Consider the following 21,833-nt stretch of genomic DNA (forward strand, 5'->3'; position numbering starts at 1 on the left):
CCCACTATAACAAATTCCCAATCAAGGAACGAATATCGAATTAGGCAGCAGCCGGCGCGCAATTTTTCACGCCCATTTCATTTATTGTTTCTTCGATGACAACCAATGCATTGCGAATGTCATCATTACCCATGCGACCAATACAGCCAACACGGAACGAGTCTGCAACAGTCAGCTTACCCGGGTAGATCAAATAGCCACGTTCAGCAAGACGATCATAAAAATTCTGGAAATCAAATTTTGGGTCTGTCGGCTTGTGGAAGGTCACAATAATTGGCGCTTGCAGATGGTCAGGCAAGAGTGTTTCAAAACCCATCGCACGCATACCATCGACAAGAATTTTGCAGTTTGAAGCATAACGACCTCCGCGCCCCTCAACACCACCTTCAGCTTCGTATTCACGAATAGCCTGTTCAAAGGCAACAATACAGTGTGTCGGCGGAGTAAACCGCCACTGGTCTGTCTTTTCCATCTGCACCCACTGATCATAAAGATCCAGAACCAGTGAAGGCGCATTGCCTTTTGTTTTTTCCAAAACAGTTCTACGAACAAGAACAAACCCCATTCCAGGGACACCTTCAAGGCACTTGTTGGAAGAAGCAGCAACTGCATCATATTTGATTTTTGATGCATCAACAGGAAGTGCCCCAAACGCAGACATAGAATCAATCAAAAGAGAACGCCCATGCTTTTCAACCACCTCGGAGACACCCGCAATTGGATTGAGGACACCAGACGTTGTTTCACAGTGGATAACAGCGACATGGGTAACGTCCTTATCTTCACTCAAGCGAGTATCGAGATCTGAAATACTTACGGGTTGATCTTCCGGATATTCCATAATCTCGTGTGCACGTCCGTAATAACTACAGATTTTCGCCATACGATGACCGTAGGCGCCGTTGACAAGGATTAACAGCTTACCATCCTGCGGTACCAGCGTCCCCAACATGGCTTCTACAGAAAAAGTTCCGCTGCCCTGCATGGGAACACAAACAAAATCATCTTGCCCGTTAATTATGCTTAAGAGACTACTGCGAACACGTCGGTTAATTTCGATAAATTTTTTATCACGAGAACCAAAATCATGAAGCATTGCTTCCTTAGTAGCAACAGACGTAGTCAAGGGACCTGGAGTTAAAAGCCAGGGGTCACCAGACGGGGAAGCAGCAACTGCAGATGTCTTATTAGACATATGGGATCTCCTCATTTGATCCGAGAACAAAAGCGATGGGTTAACCCCACATCACCTGATTAACTTCATCTGTTCATCCACCTATTTATAAACTTTTTATTTTAAGTGTTCTGAACGTCTTGCTCTATATGCATCGAATCTTTATCATAAATCAAATCGATACTTTTTATATTACAAATTGGTTTCACCTATGAATTATGCTCAAATCCGCGCATTCCATGCCGTTGCTAGTGAAGGCAGCTTTACCAAGGCTGCAGATGTTCTCAATGTAACTCAGCCAACTCTCTCTGGTCAGGTCGCAGCTCTGGAAGAAATTTACGGTGTAAAACTGTTTGAGCGCCGGGGACGCGGTATCGAAATCACCGAAATCGGTCGTCGCTTACATGCTGTAACTCTCCGTCAATTTGCCGTTGAATTGGAAGCAGAACAGGTCTTACTTTCGGCCCGCGGCCTTATGTCAGGGCAGCTCCGCGTGGCAGCAGATGCCCCCTATCATGTTGTCCCCTTACTAGCGACTTTCAGCCGGTTGTACCCCGGGATTAACTTTTCAATGAGCTTTGGTAACTCTCAACAGGTTCTACAGGGGCTTTATGAACGAAAGTCTGATGTTGTAGTTATGCCCAACATCCATGAAGACCGACGCCTTCACGCCGCCCCCTTAAAACGGGAACCGCTTATTGTTTTCGTAGATCGGAACCATCCCTGGGCTGCAAGACGCAGTATAAGTATCACCGAACTGCCTCATCATCGTATTATTTTGCGAGAAAAGGGTTCCGTCACCCGTAAAATCTTTGAAACATCTCTTGAAAGCGCTGGGGTTAAATTAACCGATATTCTCGAAATCGGAAGCCGTGAAGCCGTCAGAGAGGCTGTTGCATCTGGCCTTGGGATCGGGGTGGTTTTTGAAAGCGAATTCGGCAACGATACTCGCCTTCATGGGCTAACGGTCAGAGATGTTCAACTCGAAGGCCTTGAATATGTCGCCTGTCTTAAAGACCAAAAGGACTCACCAGTGATACGCGCGTTCTTTGACCAAATACAAAGCTCAACAGCAACTAATCTGGCTTAGGGCCTTGGTATGAAAAAATATATTAACCACTTTCAGAGCCTCGGTATGGTATAGTTCTACCAAGCTTTTCCTGTATAGACATAGAGAGGCCAAGTGATGCTCATCAGAATATCCATTGTATTTCTTGCTCTTGTCAGCTTCTTTACCATTAGTTTCAATGCTAACTCTCAGGCTCAACCATCAAATAGCTGCACATCATTTAGCGGCAATGGCATTAATAACTGGTATCCCTTTGTCTATCGGAAAGACGATGGGCAGCTAACCGGTATCGTTGTTGATGGAACACAAGAAGCCCTCACAAGAATTGGTCTGGAACTTGAGATCGATAACGATAAACCCTGGAAACGTATTCTCTATGACCTAGAACAGGGAAATGTTGATATGGTGCTCGGTGCTTATTGGAACAAAGAACGCGCGGCACAATATCATTACTCAGAGCAACTCGGAACTGATGAACTCAGAGTATTTGTCAAAGACGGTAAACAATTTCCCCTCACATCTCCTCAGGACCTTATTGGTCACTCAGGTATGAGATTACTCGGCGGTTCACTCGGCGACGAATTCGATTACTTTGCGAGCAATCATCTAGATTTCACAGAAGTTCCGAAAAGCGATAGCATAATTATCATGCTCCAGAACAATAGGGCTGATTATGGGATATTGGGGTATGTAGAAGGCTTGCAACACATCCATGCCCTTGGTCTGGAAAAAAACATTGTTCCCTTGAATATGCCAATCCTATCGAATGCGATGCATGTCATGATAAGCAAAAATGCTAATTGTGCTCATCGAGTTGATGATATGAACAAGGCCATTTTAGACATGAGAGATGATGGTACTTTACAAAATATTATAGATGACCATCTCAGCTTAATAAGAAAGTGAGCCCCCCCCACCCGAAGCTTCTGACAAACCAACATTATTTCCATTAAGGCACACAAGAAAATATTTTCTATTGATGTATTCTAATTTACTCACCGCTTTTGCACATCTATAAGATTTCTAGTTAAATACTAAGATTACTCTTTGCGTTGTTTTGAACGCAATAAACGGCAAAGACATTGTCTAATTTTATCGACGTTTTGAAGGTACAGTAAGAATGACAGATGATATTAAAGCAAAGCTTGGTGAATACCGGGATAGTATTGATAATATTGACGCTGCTTTAATCTATATGCTGTCAGAGCGTTTTAAAGTCACAGAAAAAGTCGGGCTGTTCAAAAAAGAGTACGACTTGCCCCCCGCAGATCCGTCAAGAGAGCAAAAACAAATCGAACGCCTGCGTGAACTTGCAAAATCGGCAAAATTAGATCCTGATTTCTCAGAAAAATTTATCAATTTTGTTATCGAAGAAGTTATTCGTAATCATAAAAAAATCCGTAAGGGATAATTCTAGGTCAGATCGCGAACAAAGAAGGCCTGCCAAATAGTTACTCTTAGTTTTCCTAAATATATCTACCCTCAAGAAGGTCACTCTACTTGAGGCATTTTGTCGTATTGCCAACCTAATCTCATCAATAAAGGATAAACACTCTAAAAGAGAGATCCTAGGCGACACCATGCATCCACCAGATAAAGATAGTGATTTCTACGAGGTATACTTAAAAGAAATCAGGACTGAGAAAAATGAAGAACGGCGAGCCCCCGGTATTTCCCGAAAAAAAGTTGATCCGATCCCAAATAATCAAAGTGCTTGGGGCCCTTTAGACGCACTTCCTGGTAATCCCATGATGTGGATCTTGATTATCAGTGAACTCATGGTTTTTGGCCTATTACTTGCGGGGTATTGTGTAAAATTTATAGAAAGCCCAGAACTCTTTACCAATTCACAAGCTCAACTCAATCGTTTGATTGGGGGTCTCAACACTTTAATTCTCATAACCAGCGGCTTATTCGCTGCTCTAGCCAACGAGACAAGCAAAGAAAACAAAGCATCTTTGACCCGCGCTTTCTTATCCGTGACAGCGGCCCTTGGGTTTCTTTTTCTCGCATTAAAATTTTACGAGTACGGCGAAAAAAGCGCTTTGGGGATTTCAATAGAAACCAACAGCTTTTATACCCTGTTTTACCTCATGACTGGTTTTCATGCCGCACATGTAATCTTTGGTTTATTACTTCTTGGATTGGTCAGCTTTTACAATCGGCACGAAAACATTCAAACTGCTTGCGCCTTTTGGCATATGGTAGATCTTATCTGGCTGATCCTATACCCAGTTCTCTATTTGGTGAGGTAACCTATGAGCACCCCCCTCAATAATACCCCCTGTAAAAAGCCTGTCCCCGTATTTCGCCTCATCATCACCTGGGCGCTCATGTTCGGATTAACAATAATCAGCATGTTCAGCGGTAATGTATTTGAATCACAAGAAATAGCGGCACCAATTGGTTTTATTCCTGTTGTTATATTAATGTTAACAACTCTATTCAAATGCCGCTTGCTTTTACTTGATTTTCTAGAACTCCGTCACGTAGCACCACAATGGAAACGCGGCTTCTTTTTTGCAATTCTCGTCATCACCGGAATGGTTTTAGCCGCTTATGCTCTGGCATTTGGTATATAGAAACAAGCTTTGAATCAATTTTTTTCCTCACCATACCCCCCCCTTATTCTGAGAGGGCTTTAACATAATACCACTGGCGACCTTTTTTACGAAACAGGCTTTTTTCTCTCTGCTCATGGGCCACACCATTAACAACAGATCTAGCAACAAATACGACCGATCCCTCTTTATCGGTTACCTGCCCACGATCACTTGCTATAACCTCTAGCCCAAGCCATCGGCTATCTTGCGCTCTAAGTAATGTGCCGAGCTCATTAAATGATTTCTGATACTGCGGCCACAAAGTTGCTCTTAGATAACTGACATCCTGTTTAACATAGGCCGAATAACGAGACCGCATTAACTGTTCAGCAGTTTCTGGTAATGCCAAACCCGAATGAAATCGGCAACAGCAAACATCATAAGGGTCACCTGCTCCGCAGGGACACATTTCAGTCTCAACCATAAACGATTTGAACCTTCGTAATTTACGCCAACTGGCGGCTTAGTTGACTAAGCCCTTGTTCCTGCGCTTCACTCATTTGGCCACCCTCAATTGTAGAGATATAGGTAACCATTGTTAGAAGTTGTTTTTTCTCTTCCACGTCTAAAGCTCGCCTCAGCACACGACTCAATCGCCTGATAGCTTCATCGACATTAGCAGTCTGTTCCATCAACCAACGACTCTGGCCCGTAATTTCAACGGCCTCTTCTTCAGATGTATTGAACACCCGCTTACACTCTTCTTTAATCGCAACCAGCTGTTCTCTTGTATAGTCCCCATCCATACGAGCAAAAGCTGCCAAAATTGTCGCCGCAGCAACTCTGTTGTCCTCAACATTTTCAAGCGGATTAGCTTTGGTTTTACGTCCGTGATTATAACGTCGTGCCGTCGCTCTGATATCATCGACAGCTTCAACAACATCCCTTGCAGCTTCCGCAGTTGACCGTACACGCCAAATGAAAAAAGCAATTCCGCCTAAAACAGCAACAATACCTAGTAAAATATGCATAGTTTATATCCGAACCCCCATGATCGTAGATTAAACTATTTCGACTAATAACTTGTGAACTTTCTTTTAATATAGGGTTATAGCGCAACACAAGAACGTTTAAATCACATTTACCTTAAAACCATGAGATGCATCCCCAACATGTGTTCTATTTATTGGTTGCTCGTTCAAAGCGAACTCTCTTTATAAGCCCATGAACTACTTCATAGATTGCCAACACATGAAGGACACCATCCCCAAAGGCCTATTACCTCTTCTTCATCAATGACAACACGTCCCACTGCAATGCGGTTAAGTAACTTGGCGTGTAAATTTGGATGAGAAAAACAATCTGCATAGGCTTTACGAAAAGCAGCCATTCCCCGAAAAAGAACTTCGCCATCGATAAGAAATTCAACTTCGACATCATCACTAAAGCAGGAGCAAAACAGATCGAGATCGCAGCAAGCTGTTTTTCAGCGAGTTGAGTAGCTGAAAGGGGCATTACAGATTTCCTTTAGTTCATCAGACAATAAAATAACAAAAGGGACAGAAGATATCTGCCCCTTTTGTTTCACTAAATATACTGCCTATTAAACAACGATAAGCATTAGCGTTGTCGCCAAGCCTGCGTTTTCTTTTCCATATATTTAGACACAACAGCATGAAGAAGGCGCGCTGCCGCGTTCGTATAGAAAATCATCATTCCCATCGCTGCTGCCGGGGCGATATCCCCCGCATCATCCATGTTCAGAACCGCTACCGATGCCAGCTGTGTGTGGTACGAATAGATGAAAACCACCGCAGATACTGTCGTCATTGCATTCACAAAGAGATAGATCGCAATTTCCAAAATAGCTGGCGAGCAAACCGGTACCGTGACCTTCAGGAACATTTTGTAAAAAGGCTGCTGAAGAGATTGCGAGACGGATTCAAACTCTTTATCCATCTGCTTTAATGCTGTCATCGCCGTTAGATGCGCCACAGTATAAAAGTGAGTCACAGTTGAAACGACAAGGATTGCCATTGTCCCATAGATAAAGTTGAAAGGATTATCTGGGTTATTAAAGAAGAAAATGTAGGATAAACCCAACACCATACCCGGCACAGCCATCGGCATCATCGCTAGGAATTGGAACAGTGTTCTTCCTTGTTGGAAACCACGCCCCTTTTCCACCATATAAGCCCCGGTAAACACAACTGTCGTCCCCACAGCCGCTGTCCAAAGAGCCATCTGGATAGAATTATAATAAGAATCCCATCCGCCGCCATCCATCAGATCAAAGTTATAATGCTGCAAGCCAAGGGAAAGATTGTAGGGCCAGAACTTCACCAAGGCAGCAAACTGACAGGTTCCAAGAATTGTAACAATAATCAACACGATAAAGCCGGAATAGCTCATCATAAGCGTATCAAATTTTTTATCCGGCTTTGGTTCGTACGGAACAGCTCTGGCAGATAACTGTGCAACTTGTTTCTTCTGTACCTGTCGATCAATAAAGAACGCAAAAATCGCAGGGATCAAAAGTACCACGGAAACCACAGCACCCATGGAAAAGTTTTGCTGGCCGATTACCTGTTTATAAATATCAACTGCGAGAACGTTATACTGCCCACCAATCACCTTTGGCACACCAAAGTCCGTAATCACCAATGTGAACACAACGAAAGCAGCAGAAATCAAGCCGTAACGCGCGCTTGGTAATGTAACAGTCCAGAAAATCTTCCACTTTGGTGCGCGTAAAACAGTTGCTGCTTCATACAAACGTGCGTCAGAAATCGACAGAGCAGTCATTATGATCAAAAGTGCATGGGGAAAGGTAAAGAAAACCTCTGCGATCACAATCCCCAAAGGACCATATATCGTCTCTCCAAACAGAAGCCACTTCATATAACCCTGTTTTCCGAACATATATATAAGCCCAATCCCCGGTAACAAAGAAGGAACCAGAATGGGGATCATTGCCATGATCTTGAAAAAACCCTTGAACCTCATACAGGATCGGGTCAATGCATAGGCATAAATAAAGGCCAACGTGACCGTTATCACCATAGTAATGATCGAAATCGTTACTGAATTTTCAATGGAATTAAACAGAGCTGGCGTAGAAAAATACTTGATATAGTTTTCAACGCCGATGAAAACGCCGTCTTTATTCTCGAACGACTTTGACAGCATGGTGTACAATGGGAAGGCTAATGCGATCAGCAAATAAGCCCCAATCATCACCATAAAGGCGCGCATGGTCCAATCGTCACGACTGGCCTTTGGTTTCACCATTTTCAATGGCGTAGAATTTGTAACCTCCGCCATATCATTTTACTCCGGGAAATACCGTCAAACGGTCTTGAGGAATAGAAACCGTAATGGTGTCACCTTCTTTAACACCCGTACGACGTACCATATTGATAGAAAAATCCCCTTTGATATGGGCATCACTATTGGTTTGCTTACTCAACAGGTCTACCCGGAAAAAGGATCCCATAAATTCCATAAACTTCACTTCAGCTTCGAAGGCGTTTGGAAGTTTCTTATCACCCTCTTGAACCAAAAGATTTTCAGGACGGAAGGCTACTGTAATATTACCACGTTCTGTGATTTTTTCTGGGTCGCATTTAAGCTCAACACTACCCATTTTAAGGGTATCACGGCCATTCACCTGCCCCGGAACAAAATTCATCGTACCAATAAAATCCGCAACAAAGGCTGACGCCGGATGACGGTAGATTTCAAGTGGCGATCCCACCTGCTCAATGACCCCATCATTCATAACAACGATACGGTCTGCCATTGTCAGGGCTTCTTCCTGATCATGTGTGACCATAATCGTTGTAACGCCAAGTGTACGCTGTAATTCTTTGATTTCATGGCGAAGATGGGCACGTACCTTTGCATCCAACGCAGATAGAGGTTCATCAAGCAATAGCAAACCAGGGTTTGTCGCAATCGCTCGTGCCAACGCAATACGCTGTTGCTGGCCCCCAGATAACTGTGCAGGGTACTTGTCAGCTTGTGAGTTAAGACCAACAAGTTCGAGAAGTTCATTAACTCGTTTATCTATGTCAGCCCTAGGCAGTTTTCTGTTTTCCAAACCAAAGGCAATGTTTTTGTGGATCGTCAGATTTGGGAATAAAGCATACGATTGGAACACAATACCAAAATCTCGCTCACTCGGCGGAAGAGATGAAACGTCGCTCCCCCCTTGCGTCACTGTGCCAAAGGTTTGAATATCCAGACCTGCGATAGCACGTAATAGTGTGGTCTTCCCACAGCCGGATGGCCCCAAGAAACACACAAACTCGCCTTCGTAAATCTCTAACGAAATATCGGATAACGCCGTAAAGTTACCGAACTGTTTTGTTAAATTAGATGTTGTTAAATAGGGCTTTTGCCCATTTCCTGTTTCGACCCGGATATCAGCAGTATTTGCGCTCATTGCCATTCCTCTCAAGCGGCAAAACGGCACAGTTTATCCTGTGCTCTTTTGCAACAGCTTAATTGCATCAGCATCAACGACTCTCGATATTTTGCACAGAATTTGCACTTTTCAAAACCTGGCTCAAACATCAAAACAATAGAATTCCGTTTGATTACTGACGTTTTATTTAACTGTAAATTATTGTGTAGAGCGTTAAGTGAAAATGTATCACCGTTCTAACACTTGTATTTTGATATTCCGCTCTCTGGCTCACCAAAGAGCGGAATATCTAACTTACCTTATGATTTTGGTCTGATTAGTTTTTAGGCTCAGACTTGGAATCATAACGATCTGTCCATTCAGCCAGAATCGCATCACGATTATTCGCAGACCATTCAAAGTCCATTGCGATCATGCTGTCTGTAATGTTTGCAGGGTAATTTTCAATTGGTTTTGAAACACCTGGCATAGCAACAACAGCGTAACCTTGATTGTAATGCTCCATTGCTGGCTTGGAAACGATGAAATCCATCAATTTCTTAGCAGCATCAAGCTTCTTGGTACCTTTAACAATAGCCGCAGCTTCCATTTCCCAGCCAACACCTTCAGATGGCATCACAATTTCCAATGGCGCACCTTGGTTTTTAGATTTTGCAGCACGGAAAGCAAAAGAAATCCCGATTGACACTTCACCAGCTGCAGCCTGTTTACAAGGTTTGGAACCAGAGTGTGTATAATGGCTGATGTTTTCGTGGAGGTCATCCATGAACGCCCAACCATCTTCTTCACCAAACATTTGTAACCAGCTAGCAACATCTAGGAAACCAGTACCAGAAGACCCTGGGTTTGGCATTGCTACATGGCCTTTATATTCAGGCTTCGTCAGATCAGCCCAAGATGTTGGCATTGGAAGATTGTTCGCTTCTGCTTCAACTGTGTTCACACAAACAGCAGCAACCCACGCATCCATACCAGCCCAAACAGGGGTATCTGAATTATCACGGAAGCGACTATCCAGTTGATCAACGCCAGCAGGAGCATAAGTTTCAAACATGTCTTCTTTTTTCATAAGAAGAAGACTGGACCCAGCCAAGCCCCAGACAACATCAGCTTGCGGGTTGTCTTTTTCAGCCAATAGTTTAGCCGTCACAACACCTGTGGAATCACGTACCCAATTGACCGTAATGTCGGGATGAACTTCGTTAAATGCAGCAGCATAACGCTTCAGATCTTCAGCTTCCACAGCAGTATAAACAGTTAGATCTTCAGCAGATACACTGCCGGTAAGAAAGCCAATAGCGGCCAAAGTTGTGGCTACGCCACCTAGCAGTTTGGTTGAAAATGCTTTTTTCATTACTTTCATGCTCCTCGTTGTGATCGTCAAAGGGCTTTCCCTTCAACATCCCTATTCAGTTTTATGTACTGTGCCGTCTATAGCGACACTTTGTTACATTTATGCTAAGTCTTTGTTACGCAAAAACTTTAACTTGAACATCCGTCCAAACTTAATTCCTCCGAAAAGGAATCAAGGCCCTTTCAAACTGAGAGTATCCTGCCAATAGCACTCTCAGTTTACCGGCTACGCCGGATTACGTGTTCGCCTTCGCAGACCTTCTCTCAGAATGAGGCCGTACCCGAAGACGACTTTCATGCAATTCACCACTCGCATCCAAAATCGGATAAGCAACAGATGTCAAATGTGAATTTATTCGCTTTAAATCCCTGATCATGTCGATATGCAAAGCAGAGGATTCAATTGATTCTATGCGTCCTTCTCTCAACCGATCGAGGTGCTTGTCTCCACCACGTTGCTCCATATCCCTGAACTTCTCTTTACCAGCAATAAGCTGTCTGGCGATATCCACATCACCAGATACAAAAGCCGTCATCGCCAGCTGCATCTGATCCAATGCCATGCGATGTAGCTCGACCAATTCAATCCAACCTTGCTCAGAGAATTCAATCCTTTTCTTAATTTTTGTATTCGCTATCTCAAGCAAATTCTTATCAATGATATCCCCAATGTGCTCTAGATTGGTCGTGAATGAAATCAGCTCGACACAACGTGCACTTGTGTCTTCATCCAACTCACGAACACTCACCTTGGTAAGGTACAGTTTGATTGCTTCATGAAGTTCATCAACTTGATCATCAGCTTTGCTAACTTCCTGAAGAAGTGCAGGATCATTTGTTTCAAAGACACCAATACTCTTACGTAACATTTCTTCGACAACATCCGCTAAACGAAGTACTTCACGGGTAGCGCATGCCACAGCAACTGTTGGAGTATTGATAACACTCTGATCTAAATATTTAGGTTTAAGGTCATCTTCGGCGCCAGCACCTTCAGGCAAAGCGCGCTCCATTAAGCTCGACATCACCCCGACAAGCGGCAAAAAGACAATCGCAAGGCCAATATTAAATATGGTATGGAAATTCGCCACTTGGCGTCCTACACCTGCACCACTCAATTCTGCAACATAAGGCGTGATAATTTCCATCAATGGTAAAAGGATAAGAACACCCGCAAATCGAAAGAGCATATTCCCCATGGGTATACGTCGAGCTTTTGGCGTTTCTGACATTGTTAAGGCCATAGGAACAATACCAGCACCGACATTTGCCCCTAAGACCAGAACCAGAGCTAAATCAGCGGAAACGACCCCAGCGACACTCAACGACATTATCAATAAAACCATTGCCACCGACGAATGCGTGATCCAGGTAATTAAAGCAGCCAAAATAACGGCAAACAACGGGGCTTCGGACAAAGCGGCCAGAATGTTTTGCAAAACCACACTATCACGCATTGGCTCAGAAGCACCAACCACCAGCTTCAATGAAAGCAGCATCAAGCCAAGCCCAATAAACACGCGCCCCAAGTGGCGAAGTGTCATTGTTGGTCTTGTGGTGAAACAAACAAATCCTATTAAAATCAATACTGGTGATAACCAGGAAATATCCAGAGAGAGTATTTGTACGACAAGCGTAGAACCGACATCTGCCCCCAGCATCACTGCCAAAGCTGGCCCAATCGCGATTAATCCTTTTCCTGCAAAAGCAACTGTAAGTAATGCCGTTGCCGTGGAACTTTGTAGGATACCGGCCATACCGATGCCCATACCAAATGAAGAAAGCGTGCTTTTAGTGGCCGATCCTAAAAATCGACGAAGCTGACTGCCATATGCACGCAACACACCCGTGCGCACCATTCTTGTCGCCCACAATAAAAGAGCAACACCACCAGCTATTTTTAACAAAAGGTCAAAACCAGACACGCTTATACTTACCTCATTCAATGATTTTTTGGTTACAGAATACTACCCGCGAATAACGCAGCACCACACCTACCATGTGGCAGATCATTCCAGAATTAGTATTTGTAGCTTTAAGCTCCTCTTGCAGACAAGGCTAATTTCACAAAAGTGTCACAATATAGAAATATTTTCATAACAATAAAATGTGGCATTAACAACAAAATATCAACAAAAATATATCTATATACACCATTTTTCTAACATTTGCACATTTATAGTTGAACAAAAAACTATATTTACGTCAAAATAAGAGAATTATTTATATAGTGGCGTGACAATCGACATACATCAAATCGATATTTTGTATGATTGTTATAGTTATGTCCTATGGATAGAACTATAATCCAATAGCAATAATAATCGCCCCCATAAAAGCAACTTCATAAAAAACAGGCCCCTTCTATGAAGAGGCCTGTAAACAATCTTTCAACTCAATTGCATCTCAGAGCATTGGTCCGGGGGATTCCAACGCATGTTCTAACAATCCTTTGGTGACATACTCGAAAGCCTCATCCTTAGAATCTGTAACCAGATAGAGATCAAGATCTTCTTCGCTTATGGTGCCAAACTCGCAAAGCGCTTCAAAATTCACCACCTTATTCCAATAATCAGACCCAAAGAGAACTATTGGCATCTTCTTTTTTATTTTTTGGGTTTGGATAAGTGTTAGCAATTCACAGAATTCATCAAGCGTACCAAAACCGCCTGGCATCACCAGAACCGCTTTGGCCAGATAGATAAACCAAAACTTACGCATAAAGAAGTAATGAAATTCCAGAGCCAACTCTCGGGTAATGTAAGGGTTCTCACTTTGCTCAAAAGGCAATGAGATGTTTAAACCTACATTAATCCCCTTGCCTTCCGAGGCACCTCTGTTAGCTGCCTCCATAATCCCAGGGCCACCACCTGTGCACACAACGAAACGGCGCTCATCATTTGTTAAGGTCTTTGACCACTCTGTAAAACGCCGTGCTAATTCACGCGTCTCCTCGTAGTACCTAGAGACCTTCATCATTTGCTCGGCCTTACGCAAACCATTCCCGGTACGTTTAGCCTCAGCCATCGCGGCCAGAGCCTCTTCCTCTGACTTAATACGGGCAGAACCAAAAAAAACGATCGTGTCTTCTACGTTAAATTTTTCAAATCGATTTTGCGGACCAAAATACTCAGAAAGAATTCTTAATGGCCGAGCATCCCCAGAGTCCATAAAATCATCATCGTGATAAAATTTCGGAATATCATATGTCTTATCGTCCATGTAATACCTTTCAATAACACTCTATAAATATCGCCTCATAAATACATGAGAACAAAGTCATTTTAATAAAAATAACATCACCATTTTATAGATCAGCTTATTAAGCAAAATTTAAATCACGAATATTTACGAAAAAAACTTTCTGAAAATTTTCGATAGCAACCTACTGCTGATCTTTTTTCCAAGCCTCGTGTAGCTTGCGTCCAACCTTTCTCAATGCGCTATTAACCTGAACCTGATGACTGTCATTTACAGAACTATATAATCCACCAGCCCGCCACACTTCTACACGTCCAGAAAGCTCCTGCTGGGTAGCCGGATTGTAATAGCGCGTGTTTGCGTACAACGTGACCTCAACGTTACTGACGCAATTGGTCTTTTCAAAAATGACTGTCGTTACCCGAGTATGTAGCCAATAAGACGATGAATTACTCAGACGAATACCGCCTTCGGGAATTCCCCCCAATAAAGCACGCTCAAACGCTTCTCTACTCAGCCCGCACTGCTTGCTATAATGCCCCAGGGGTGAAATATTTAATTTAATATCCTGTACCCCGGTTAAGGGTCTTGCATTCGCGGACACAGAGAAACCTGCAATCAACACGCCTAAGAAAAAAATAATTTTACTTACGAACTTTACCATCTCAATCCCCTTCATTATTACACGACAACAAACATAACACACCACAGTGCCTGCAATGATAGTATATTGATAACTATTGATAAAAATATGTTCCCAACAAGGCCAAAATCTTGCTGGGCATCTTTTGCCGTACTAAAACATACTCGCATTATCGTTTTGCGAAGTATTTTCCATCAGAAAGACAATTACTTACCTGTCATTAACCATTTATCGCTACCTTAAGCACAGAGACCCTCCATTAAGGAGGTTACCCGTTTAGCAATTTTAGATGAGGGTCGTGATTATCACTCGCCCGCTGGAGAATTTATGCCTTACGTATCACGATCACAGGATGGAAAAATTACCGGCATCCATCAGGAAGAAACAAGTACAGCGAACGAATTCTTAGAAACTGACAATCCTGAACTCACAGCCTTTCTTGTACAAATGGGGCAACAACAAGACGGAAAAGAAGGCGAAATACACCAAGAGCTCGTAGCTTCCGACTTCGAAATGATCCGCGTTTTAGAAGATCTGATCACAACTCTAATCGATAAACGTGTACTCATGATGACAGATTTACCCAAAGCTGCCCAAAGGAAGCTTTCCCAACGGTATTCCTTAAGAAGCAAGCTTACAGACCTTGGAGGAATCGTAGGACAAAACGACGACATTATGCTTCCCTAATACTTTTCACGCCAGTTTATACCAATATTGAATTACAATATTTACACGACATCCTGTATCTTATCCCTCTTACAAGAGGTATATAACTGGCTTTATTTAAATAAGGGAACATGCCGAAACCCATTCTTCCAGTTAACTTTGCAGACCAAGCCCCAAAAGCAAGGATCGTGCAATACAATAAGAAGCGCTATTCCATCAGGTTAGAGCCTGTTTTCTGGCGCGCCCTCGAAGCTGTTGCCAATGAGCATGAGCTTAAAGTTGGTAAATTCATTGGTAAACTAGAAACAATTTACGAAGGACCAAATTTTTCATCGTTTTTAAGAGTATTCTGCATGGTATCCGCAGAACGTCAATTAGCGTCGGCTGAAGTAGATACTCATAAAGACACCCTCGTATCCATCATCAATGCAAGCCCCAGCCCAGCAGCACTTATTGCCCAAGACATGACAATCGTATCCAGCAACAATGCATTTTACAGCTGGTTAGGTGAAGACAAACATGCCTTGGAAGGTACAACTATAAATAAATTATTCCAGCTAAGAACAAAAGGCTTGCTGAAGGACAGCTTAAGCGAACTCCTATCCCTTCAGATAAACCATATAGATGCCAGAATAATAAGAATGATCCCCGGCAAAGTGATAACTGCACAGGCAAGAATGGTCCGTGCCAGCCTATTTAATCACAAGAAACAATACCTTGTTATCTGGATCGCAAGCGCACCAAGAATAGCGGCCCCCAAACAAGCATGACTTTGTACAACCTTATAAAAACTATGGTTTATAAGATTAGCGAAAGGCACCTCGAACGAAAGAAGCCGTACTTACTCGAGAAAAATCACATCCCGGTTTGGATTGTAATTTCGCCTTCGCTATAGAGGGTTAAACCGCTGGCAAAGCTATACACATTAAGCCCGGTTACATCGACACCAGAAGCAGTAACATGTGAACTGGCGACACCACATGACACCAAAAGATCTCCTGCCTCTAAAAATACCTCGTTACATTCACCAGCAAAAAGAACAACGGCACCAGATTCATCTGGCAAAAGATCATCGAGATGAAGGGAAACAATATCCACCTTATCATCGAAAGAACTTTCAAAAGTAGAGTAGAAAAAATCATCAGAAACCGATGGCCCCTGTTTATTTTTCACGGCACCAACAGCCGTAGTATCTTTTACGTTGGAACTCATCTCTACTCGCAAGCTCAAAAAGAATAATTTTACATAACGATCCTGCTATATATAGCATTTATTGTAAATAACAACTCACATTTTCACACACTATGTAAAAAATAAACAATCGATTTTAATTAGCCGCGTTACCATTACGAAAATGATAACGCCACACTCAGAGATATGAACTACACAAAAAAAAGGGCGCCCGATCAGGCGCCCTTTAATTACCAACAATCTCAGCAGAGATTATTCGATCAGACCATCAGCCCATGACTTGTGATCAACCCGTGCCTGCTCTGGAGCTTGCACACCAAGATTAGTCATCAACTGACCGCTAAGAGCAAGAATACGGTATGAAGCAAGCTGCTCATTCGTCATTGCAGAGATCAACTGCCCACGAGAAGTGAAAAGTTCATTCTCTGCATCAAGAACGTCAAGCAATGTACGCTGCGCTACATCAAATTGGTCACGATAAGAATCGCGTGTTTCTGTGTTGTACTGAACAGAAGAAGCAAGATCAGTTACAGACTGACGATTTGATTCAAGCGCGAACCAAGATTGACGCATTTCACGTTGTGCATCAACAACAGAGCTATAACGCTGGTTCTTGCTTTCAGACAAACGAGCCAACGCCTCTTGTCTTGCAGCACGATCAATACCACCGCGGAAAAGATTCCAACGCAAGCGAAGCATTACTGAGTTATTTTGTTCGTATGAACCCGGAGTTGCATCGAACTCATCGCGATGTTCTGTTGAGGCTTCAAGATTTACTGAAGGGTAGAAAGGAACTTCAGAGAGTTCAACTTCCGCCTCAGCAGTACGAACATCAGCTTCAAAGATACGGATTGTAGGGTTGCTGTTCACAGCCAAATCTACAGCTTCATCCAAACCACCAGGCAGCTCAGATGAAAACGCTTCAGGCGTATCCAGATCTTCAGGGAAGTGACCAACGATACGCGTGTAGTTAGCTTCCGCATCACGCAAATCGTTATAAGTTGTTGTCAGTGTATTTCTTGCACGAGCAGCACGCGCCTCTGACTGAGAAACATCTGCACGACTACCGCCACCGCCAGCAAGACGTTCTTGCAGGTTAGCAACAATATCAATGTGAATCTGTAGGTTGTTTTTAGCCAAATCAAGCAGTTCACGCTGTCTCAAAACTTCAAGATACGCGCCAATTGCATCAAGAGCGAGGAATTCAGCATTTTCTTGAACGCGGTTAGCAGCAGATTCGACTCTGGCTTTCTCACGTTCAACTGTAGCGCCAGCTTCGAAACCATCAAAGATACGCTGCTGAAGGGTAATTGAAGCATCAGTAGGATTAATCACATCGTGCTTACCAGTACCACCGCCAGCACGAGATGTTGAATCATCGTTACTTTCAATTCCGGCACCAGCAGAAAGATCAATCTGCGGAAGGTAAAGGCCACGTGCCTGACGAAGTTCTTCGTCTACAGCCTCACGATTATGAGCAACAACCCCGATATCCGGGTTTGTTGCAAGAGCTTGTGTAATTGCTTCTTGCAGCGTGACTGCCTGAGCAGAAGACATAGCTGGCACAGCTAACGCACTTGCTAGAAGTACGGTTTTAAAGCTAACTGCCAATGTTTTACCCAACTGGCGCATTGGTATTTTTCCCCCGATGCTTCCCCGTGTTCATTGACGAATCACAGGCAAATAAATGACTAATTCATAACCTACAAATAGAATACTGTGGTTCTTTTACAATCCACTGGTCTCTAATGTCAAGAATCCAATAGAAACTAAGGCCATTTAAGCAAGAATGTTGCAAAAAAACCACACCCGAATTCTCTCCATAAGATTTGGCGGTCACCGCTTACTTACGATTGCCAATACATTTTATGGATAAATCTGTTGTTCGTCACAGAAGCTATACCAAAAACCAAATACCTTCAAGTTTCAATTGTGGTTTTTCATGAACTTTTCACACCCTATTGGTGCTTTCCTTTCACATCAAATCCCTTAGAGGGTGTATTTCCGACAGCTCCGTGGCATTCTAAAGTCCACAAAAAAGGAATTAGGGGCAATATAAACCACCAACAAATGCATCTGAACGTAGAGTTATGCAAAATAATTCTAAAGCTTCCGCATAGCTAAAGAACACTAGGTTAATCTTTTGCCCAAGCACACGAGACACAGAATGAACGGATTAATTTTAACATTGAAGATTACAATATAAGATTACTATTGAAAAAGCTCTGCGTTAGCCTTGAGAACAATCGATAGAGATTAGAACGCAGATCAACAAATCAACAGAAAATCAATATTGATAAATACGATGATAAAAATTTATGAGAGAGTTAAATTTGAGAGAGTTAAAATGGTGCCCAGAGGTGGATTTGAACCACCGACACGCGGATTTTCAGTCCGCTGCTCTACCAACTGAGCTATCTGGGCACCGTGGGCTTGCCAAACTCGTTGGCCGCCGATGAAGGGCTTATAGAAAATGATTGAGGCTCTGTCCAGCCCTATTACAAAGAAAATGTAAAAAAAGAGAATTTTCTTATATTTACAAGCGCTTAATTACAATATTTCGTCATCGTCAACATTACCTAATGGTCGCTCTTCAGTAGGAATCCGATAGCCGCCATCAAGCCAGCGATTCAAATCAACATCAGCACAACGTTTTGAGCAAAACGGCTTGTATTTCTCAGCCACCTCTCCTCGGCACACCGGACACAACAATTTATTTAGACTTTTCTTTGGCATTATCTTTCACACAAGGCTCTATTCAAACACAACACGATCATCAGCACTTAATTCAGGGTCAATAGACAGGTTGATCTTTTTCCCGATTTTTTCTTCAATATACAGCAAAGCATCGCAACCACTCAATGATTGCACGACTTTACGAGAAGCGACAATTGATGATCCAACTTGCCTGTTCCGCATACTTTCCGCCCAAAACCTTCTCAATCCTTCTAGGCCCTCGATAGCTGGATCTTTTTCGTGCCCCAACCCACCGATACCAACAGGCCTAAGTAGTAAATCCTGCAAGCTCAATCCCGCTCTCTTTCTGGTTAACTCTTGCAAGCCAGTCATATAAAGCGGCAGTAACTTATGCCCAACTCTATCAGCTTTGAGCTGGGACTTAAAAGTTGCTTGTAGTTTTTTTCTATGATCAGGGAACTTCATGTAAGGAAAGTCGATGACAATGCGTCCTGCGATATTTCTGAGCTTCAATTGCCGAGCAATTTCACCTGCGGCTTCAAGATTAAGCTGATAATGAAGCGCTTCAGCCCCACCATTATGCTGCATTGATCCTTTATTAACATCAATCGCAGTTAACGTCCGGCCTTGTTCAATGAGCAAATTTCCCCCAGAGAAAAGCGGGATTTCAATTTCGAGTAAATGCTCTATCTGTTCCTCGATTCCGACAACGTCAAAAAGATCTGGTCGCTCGGCGGAATGCTTAATACTAATCAGATTAGCTCCCTCCCCACCAAGATAGCTTTTAATCTTTTGGGCAATCCCAGCATCAGTTACCTCTATAAACTCAATCGGCTCTTTCTGTCGCAGTATCCATTCACCAAGCCTATCAACCGCCTTTAAAACCTGTACTTTTGCAGGAATATTGTCATCTAACCGAGCTTTTAAGCGTACACCTTTACCATCAAAGGCCTCCCTTACGGCCTCAACGCACAAAAACATCCCCTCACCAACCGACTGGCCACCAAGCGATTTCGGGATATCTTGAAGAGGGAGAAAACCTGGCTGCGACAACCCAACATCAACAAAAGCAGCCCCCAAACCTTTGTCAATTCCAGCAATACGACCGACATATTGGTTTCCAACGACTTGAGGTCTATCAGAACGTATAACAAGAACATCTTCCAGTTTCTCATCCACCAAGCGTGCAGCACGAATTAGTCCCGGAAGATAATCTATGTAGATTTCATTTGTCATACAGCTTTAAAAACCATTCCCAACCAACATGTTTGCGACTTCTGGTAACGATAGCCCAACGACATTTGTATAAGACCCCCCAATCCAAGGTATGAATACAGCTGCCCCCCCCTGAATTGCGTAACCACCCGCCTTCCCTTGCCAATCTTGGGAATCTATATATGCATCAATTTCGTTTTGGTGAAGACGCTTGAACTTTACAGCTGTTGTTACGACTTTTTTGATTACCTTACCATTAGGCAGCACAAGAACATGGCCCGTCAGGACACGGTGACGACGCCCAGAAAGTAAGGACAAACAATCACGCGCATCATGCTCATCTTCTGCTTTGGGCAAAATGCGCCGCCCAACGGAAACCACCGTATCAGCAGCAAGAACAAAAGCACCATCATGCCGTCCAGATATCAGCATAGCTTTTTCCAAAGAAATTCGCTTTGCGTAGTCAAGGGGAAGCTCTCGGTTCCTTGGCGTTTCGTCAATATTCGCAGGATCAATTACATCTGGCTTAACCCCTAATTGTTCCAGCAAATCCCGCCTGCGCGGAGACCCTGATGCCAATACAAATGTAGCTGAAGATTGACGAGAAAATAATTTCATAGACTATACAATTCTTAACTTTAAGACGCAGGACAAATTTCGACCTTATCAACAAGAAACAAGCTGAAGAGTGCTCTTAAATAAACACTCAAGCTAGATAACAAAATTCTTGCTTTCAAACAATGACCTTAACCAACGACCAACATTTAGAGAAAAATCAGCAAAAAAGCTTTACTGACCAATGGGAATTGTTAAGCTTTTATGTGTAATATACGGCATTGATTTTCTTTTATTATGAAGGGGGAGGAAACGACAAGTATGGGCATACGCTTCGCATCCACCCTATGCGTCCTGCTTTCGCTTTGTTTTCCAGCAAAAGCTGAAAAACTTGTTCTTGCCTGCAATGAATGGACTCCCCTTGTTGATAGCAAAAAAGAAAACCATGGACTCTTTGTAGATATATTAAAAACAGCCGGGCAACGTGTAGGTTACGACATTGAACACCTAATTTTGCCATGGAACAGATTGGTTGCTTTAACAAAAACCGGCGAGATTGATGGCATATCATGTTCGACTTTCATCGCCGACAACCAAGACTGGGTAACCTATACCGATCAAGCGTTCTGGGTTACTGAAGTTGGATTATTTGTTAGAAATGACAGCCAGATAGAACTTACACAGCTTAAAGAACTTAAACAGTACACTTTTGGCGCACTGAGAGGTGGGGCCTATACAAAGGTATTACAAGGGCTAATTGATGATGACATCAAACTCGTCTTTTACCCCAAAGAGGCAAATGGTATGAAGATGCTAATTGAGAAGCGTTTTGATATTCTCTTTACAGGCAATATTCTGGGTAATTATATCCTGCAAACAAAAAAATTGAATCAAGCCGACAGTATCGTTTATCTGGAAACGCTGTTTTTGGAAGACATTCATCCGGCTATTAGCCATAAAAGGGCCGATGCAGATATAATTGCTAACCGTTTAAGTGAAGGTTACAAACTGATAAAAACAGACGGAACACTCGAAACCCTGTTTAAAAAGCACAATCTCTACCCAACTTCTTATAATGTTAAACTAACAAATTGACA

General features: G+C 42.9%; 23 protein-coding genes and 1 tRNA gene. 8 read left to right on the forward strand and 16 right to left on the reverse strand.

The window, feature by feature from the left end; all coding sequences use genetic code 11:
* Positions 1-40 precede the first annotated feature (40 nt).
* The gene (locus tag ACN0W5_RS10470; protein ID WP_417454089.1) at positions 41-1,195 is read right to left on the reverse strand and encodes a 2-aminoethylphosphonate--pyruvate transaminase; all 1,155 of its coding nucleotides are present in this window, start codon (positions 1,193-1,195) and stop codon (positions 41-43) included.
* 190 nt (positions 1,196-1,385) lie between these two features.
* Here ACN0W5_RS10470 and ACN0W5_RS10475 point away from each other — a divergent pair, with 190 nt between their 5' ends.
* The 5 genes from ACN0W5_RS10475 (at position 1,386) to ACN0W5_RS10495 (ending at position 4,825) form a co-directional block, all read left to right on the forward strand.
* A complete protein-coding gene (locus tag ACN0W5_RS10475) occupies positions 1,386-2,264 on the forward strand; it encodes a LysR substrate-binding domain-containing protein (protein ID WP_417454090.1) in 879 nt (292 codons plus the stop codon).
* A 96-nt stretch (positions 2,265-2,360) separates the two neighbouring features.
* A complete protein-coding gene (locus tag ACN0W5_RS10480; protein ID WP_417454379.1) occupies positions 2,361-3,149 on the forward strand; it encodes a substrate-binding periplasmic protein in 789 nt (262 codons plus the stop codon).
* Between the two features lie 214 nt (positions 3,150-3,363).
* The gene (locus ACN0W5_RS10485; protein ID WP_299375623.1) at positions 3,364-3,654 is read left to right on the forward strand and encodes a chorismate mutase; all 291 of its coding nucleotides are present in this window, start codon (positions 3,364-3,366) and stop codon (positions 3,652-3,654) included.
* Between the two features lie 169 nt (positions 3,655-3,823).
* Entirely contained in the window at positions 3,824-4,498 is a 675-nt protein-coding gene (locus ACN0W5_RS10490; RefSeq protein WP_417454091.1) for a cytochrome c oxidase subunit 3 family protein, read from the forward strand.
* Positions 4,499-4,501: 3 nt separating this feature from the next.
* Positions 4,502-4,825, forward strand: coding sequence for a cytochrome C oxidase subunit IV family protein (locus ACN0W5_RS10495; RefSeq protein WP_417454092.1), 324 nt, complete (start codon positions 4,502-4,504; stop codon positions 4,823-4,825).
* Between the two features lie 43 nt (positions 4,826-4,868).
* Here ACN0W5_RS10495 and ACN0W5_RS10500 read toward each other — a convergent pair whose 3' ends face one another.
* From ACN0W5_RS10500 to ACN0W5_RS10540, 9 genes are all read right to left on the reverse strand, one after another.
* Positions 4,869-5,270, reverse strand: a complete 402-nt coding sequence (locus ACN0W5_RS10500) for a YchJ family protein (RefSeq protein WP_417454093.1) — start codon at positions 5,268-5,270, stop codon at positions 4,869-4,871.
* Between the two features lie 22 nt (positions 5,271-5,292).
* On the reverse strand, positions 5,293-5,817 hold the full coding sequence (locus ACN0W5_RS10505; protein ID WP_299375615.1) for a hypothetical protein: 525 nt from the start codon (positions 5,815-5,817) through the stop codon (positions 5,293-5,295).
* Positions 5,818-6,020: 203 nt separating this feature from the next.
* Entirely contained in the window at positions 6,021-6,248 is a 228-nt protein-coding gene (locus ACN0W5_RS10510; RefSeq protein ID WP_417454380.1) for a hypothetical protein, read from the reverse strand.
* A 158-nt stretch (positions 6,249-6,406) separates the two neighbouring features.
* On the reverse strand, positions 6,407-8,110 hold the full coding sequence (locus ACN0W5_RS10515; RefSeq protein WP_417454094.1) for a putative 2-aminoethylphosphonate ABC transporter permease subunit: 1,704 nt from the start codon (positions 8,108-8,110) through the stop codon (positions 6,407-6,409).
* A gap of 1 nt (position 8,111) precedes the next feature.
* Positions 8,112-9,233: a putative 2-aminoethylphosphonate ABC transporter ATP-binding protein gene (locus ACN0W5_RS10520; RefSeq protein WP_417454095.1), complete on the reverse strand. Its 1,122-nt coding sequence runs from the start codon at positions 9,231-9,233 to the stop codon at positions 8,112-8,114.
* 298 nt (positions 9,234-9,531) lie between these two features.
* Complete coding sequence (locus ACN0W5_RS10525; protein WP_417454096.1) at positions 9,532-10,569, reverse strand: putative 2-aminoethylphosphonate ABC transporter substrate-binding protein; 1,038 nt, start codon at positions 10,567-10,569, stop codon at positions 9,532-9,534.
* A 235-nt stretch (positions 10,570-10,804) separates the two neighbouring features.
* Complete coding sequence (locus tag ACN0W5_RS10530) at positions 10,805-12,493, reverse strand: Na/Pi cotransporter family protein (RefSeq protein ID WP_417454097.1); 1,689 nt, start codon at positions 12,491-12,493, stop codon at positions 10,805-10,807.
* 481 nt (positions 12,494-12,974) lie between these two features.
* Entirely contained in the window at positions 12,975-13,790 is an 816-nt protein-coding gene (locus ACN0W5_RS10535) for an LOG family protein (protein WP_417429789.1), read from the reverse strand.
* Positions 13,791-13,953: 163 nt separating this feature from the next.
* Positions 13,954-14,433, reverse strand: coding sequence for a hypothetical protein (locus ACN0W5_RS10540; protein ID WP_417454098.1), 480 nt, complete (start codon positions 14,431-14,433; stop codon positions 13,954-13,956).
* Between the two features lie 306 nt (positions 14,434-14,739).
* Here ACN0W5_RS10540 and ACN0W5_RS10545 point away from each other — a divergent pair, with 306 nt between their 5' ends.
* Together ACN0W5_RS10545 and ACN0W5_RS10550 are read left to right on the forward strand one after the other, a co-directional pair.
* Entirely contained in the window at positions 14,740-15,099 is a 360-nt protein-coding gene (locus ACN0W5_RS10545) for a hypothetical protein (protein WP_417454099.1), read from the forward strand.
* Positions 15,100-15,209: 110 nt separating this feature from the next.
* Positions 15,210-15,848: a ribbon-helix-helix domain-containing protein gene (locus ACN0W5_RS10550; protein WP_299371576.1), complete on the forward strand. Its 639-nt coding sequence runs from the start codon at positions 15,210-15,212 to the stop codon at positions 15,846-15,848.
* 85 nt (positions 15,849-15,933) lie between these two features.
* Here ACN0W5_RS10550 and ACN0W5_RS10555 read toward each other — a convergent pair whose 3' ends face one another.
* The 6 genes from ACN0W5_RS10555 to ACN0W5_RS10580 form a co-directional block, all read right to left on the reverse strand.
* Complete coding sequence (locus ACN0W5_RS10555; RefSeq protein ID WP_417454100.1) at positions 15,934-16,290, reverse strand: hypothetical protein; 357 nt, start codon at positions 16,288-16,290, stop codon at positions 15,934-15,936.
* A 231-nt stretch (positions 16,291-16,521) separates the two neighbouring features.
* The gene (locus tag ACN0W5_RS10560; RefSeq protein WP_299371570.1) at positions 16,522-17,901 is read right to left on the reverse strand and encodes a TolC family outer membrane protein; all 1,380 of its coding nucleotides are present in this window, start codon (positions 17,899-17,901) and stop codon (positions 16,522-16,524) included.
* A gap of 716 nt (positions 17,902-18,617) precedes the next feature.
* Positions 18,618-18,693: transfer RNA gene (locus ACN0W5_RS10565), tRNA-Phe, on the reverse strand.
* Between the two features lie 126 nt (positions 18,694-18,819).
* Positions 18,820-19,005, reverse strand: coding sequence for a DNA gyrase inhibitor YacG (locus tag ACN0W5_RS10570; protein WP_417454101.1), 186 nt, complete (start codon positions 19,003-19,005; stop codon positions 18,820-18,822).
* 18 nt (positions 19,006-19,023) lie between these two features.
* A complete protein-coding gene (locus ACN0W5_RS10575; RefSeq protein WP_417454102.1) occupies positions 19,024-20,202 on the reverse strand; it encodes a ribonuclease E/G in 1,179 nt (392 codons plus the stop codon).
* Positions 20,203-20,208: 6 nt separating this feature from the next.
* Complete coding sequence (locus ACN0W5_RS10580; protein ID WP_417454103.1) at positions 20,209-20,799, reverse strand: Maf family protein; 591 nt, start codon at positions 20,797-20,799, stop codon at positions 20,209-20,211.
* A 258-nt stretch (positions 20,800-21,057) separates the two neighbouring features.
* Between ACN0W5_RS10580 and ACN0W5_RS10585 the strand changes: the two genes are divergently transcribed.
* Positions 21,058-21,831, forward strand: a complete 774-nt coding sequence (locus ACN0W5_RS10585) for a substrate-binding periplasmic protein (protein ID WP_417454104.1) — start codon at positions 21,058-21,060, stop codon at positions 21,829-21,831.
* The last annotated feature ends 2 nt before the right edge of the window (positions 21,832-21,833 follow it).

Origin of the sequence: Kiloniella sp., from assembly GCF_048270245.1 — a bacterium.
GTDB lineage: Bacteria > Pseudomonadota > Alphaproteobacteria > Kiloniellales > Kiloniellaceae > Kiloniella.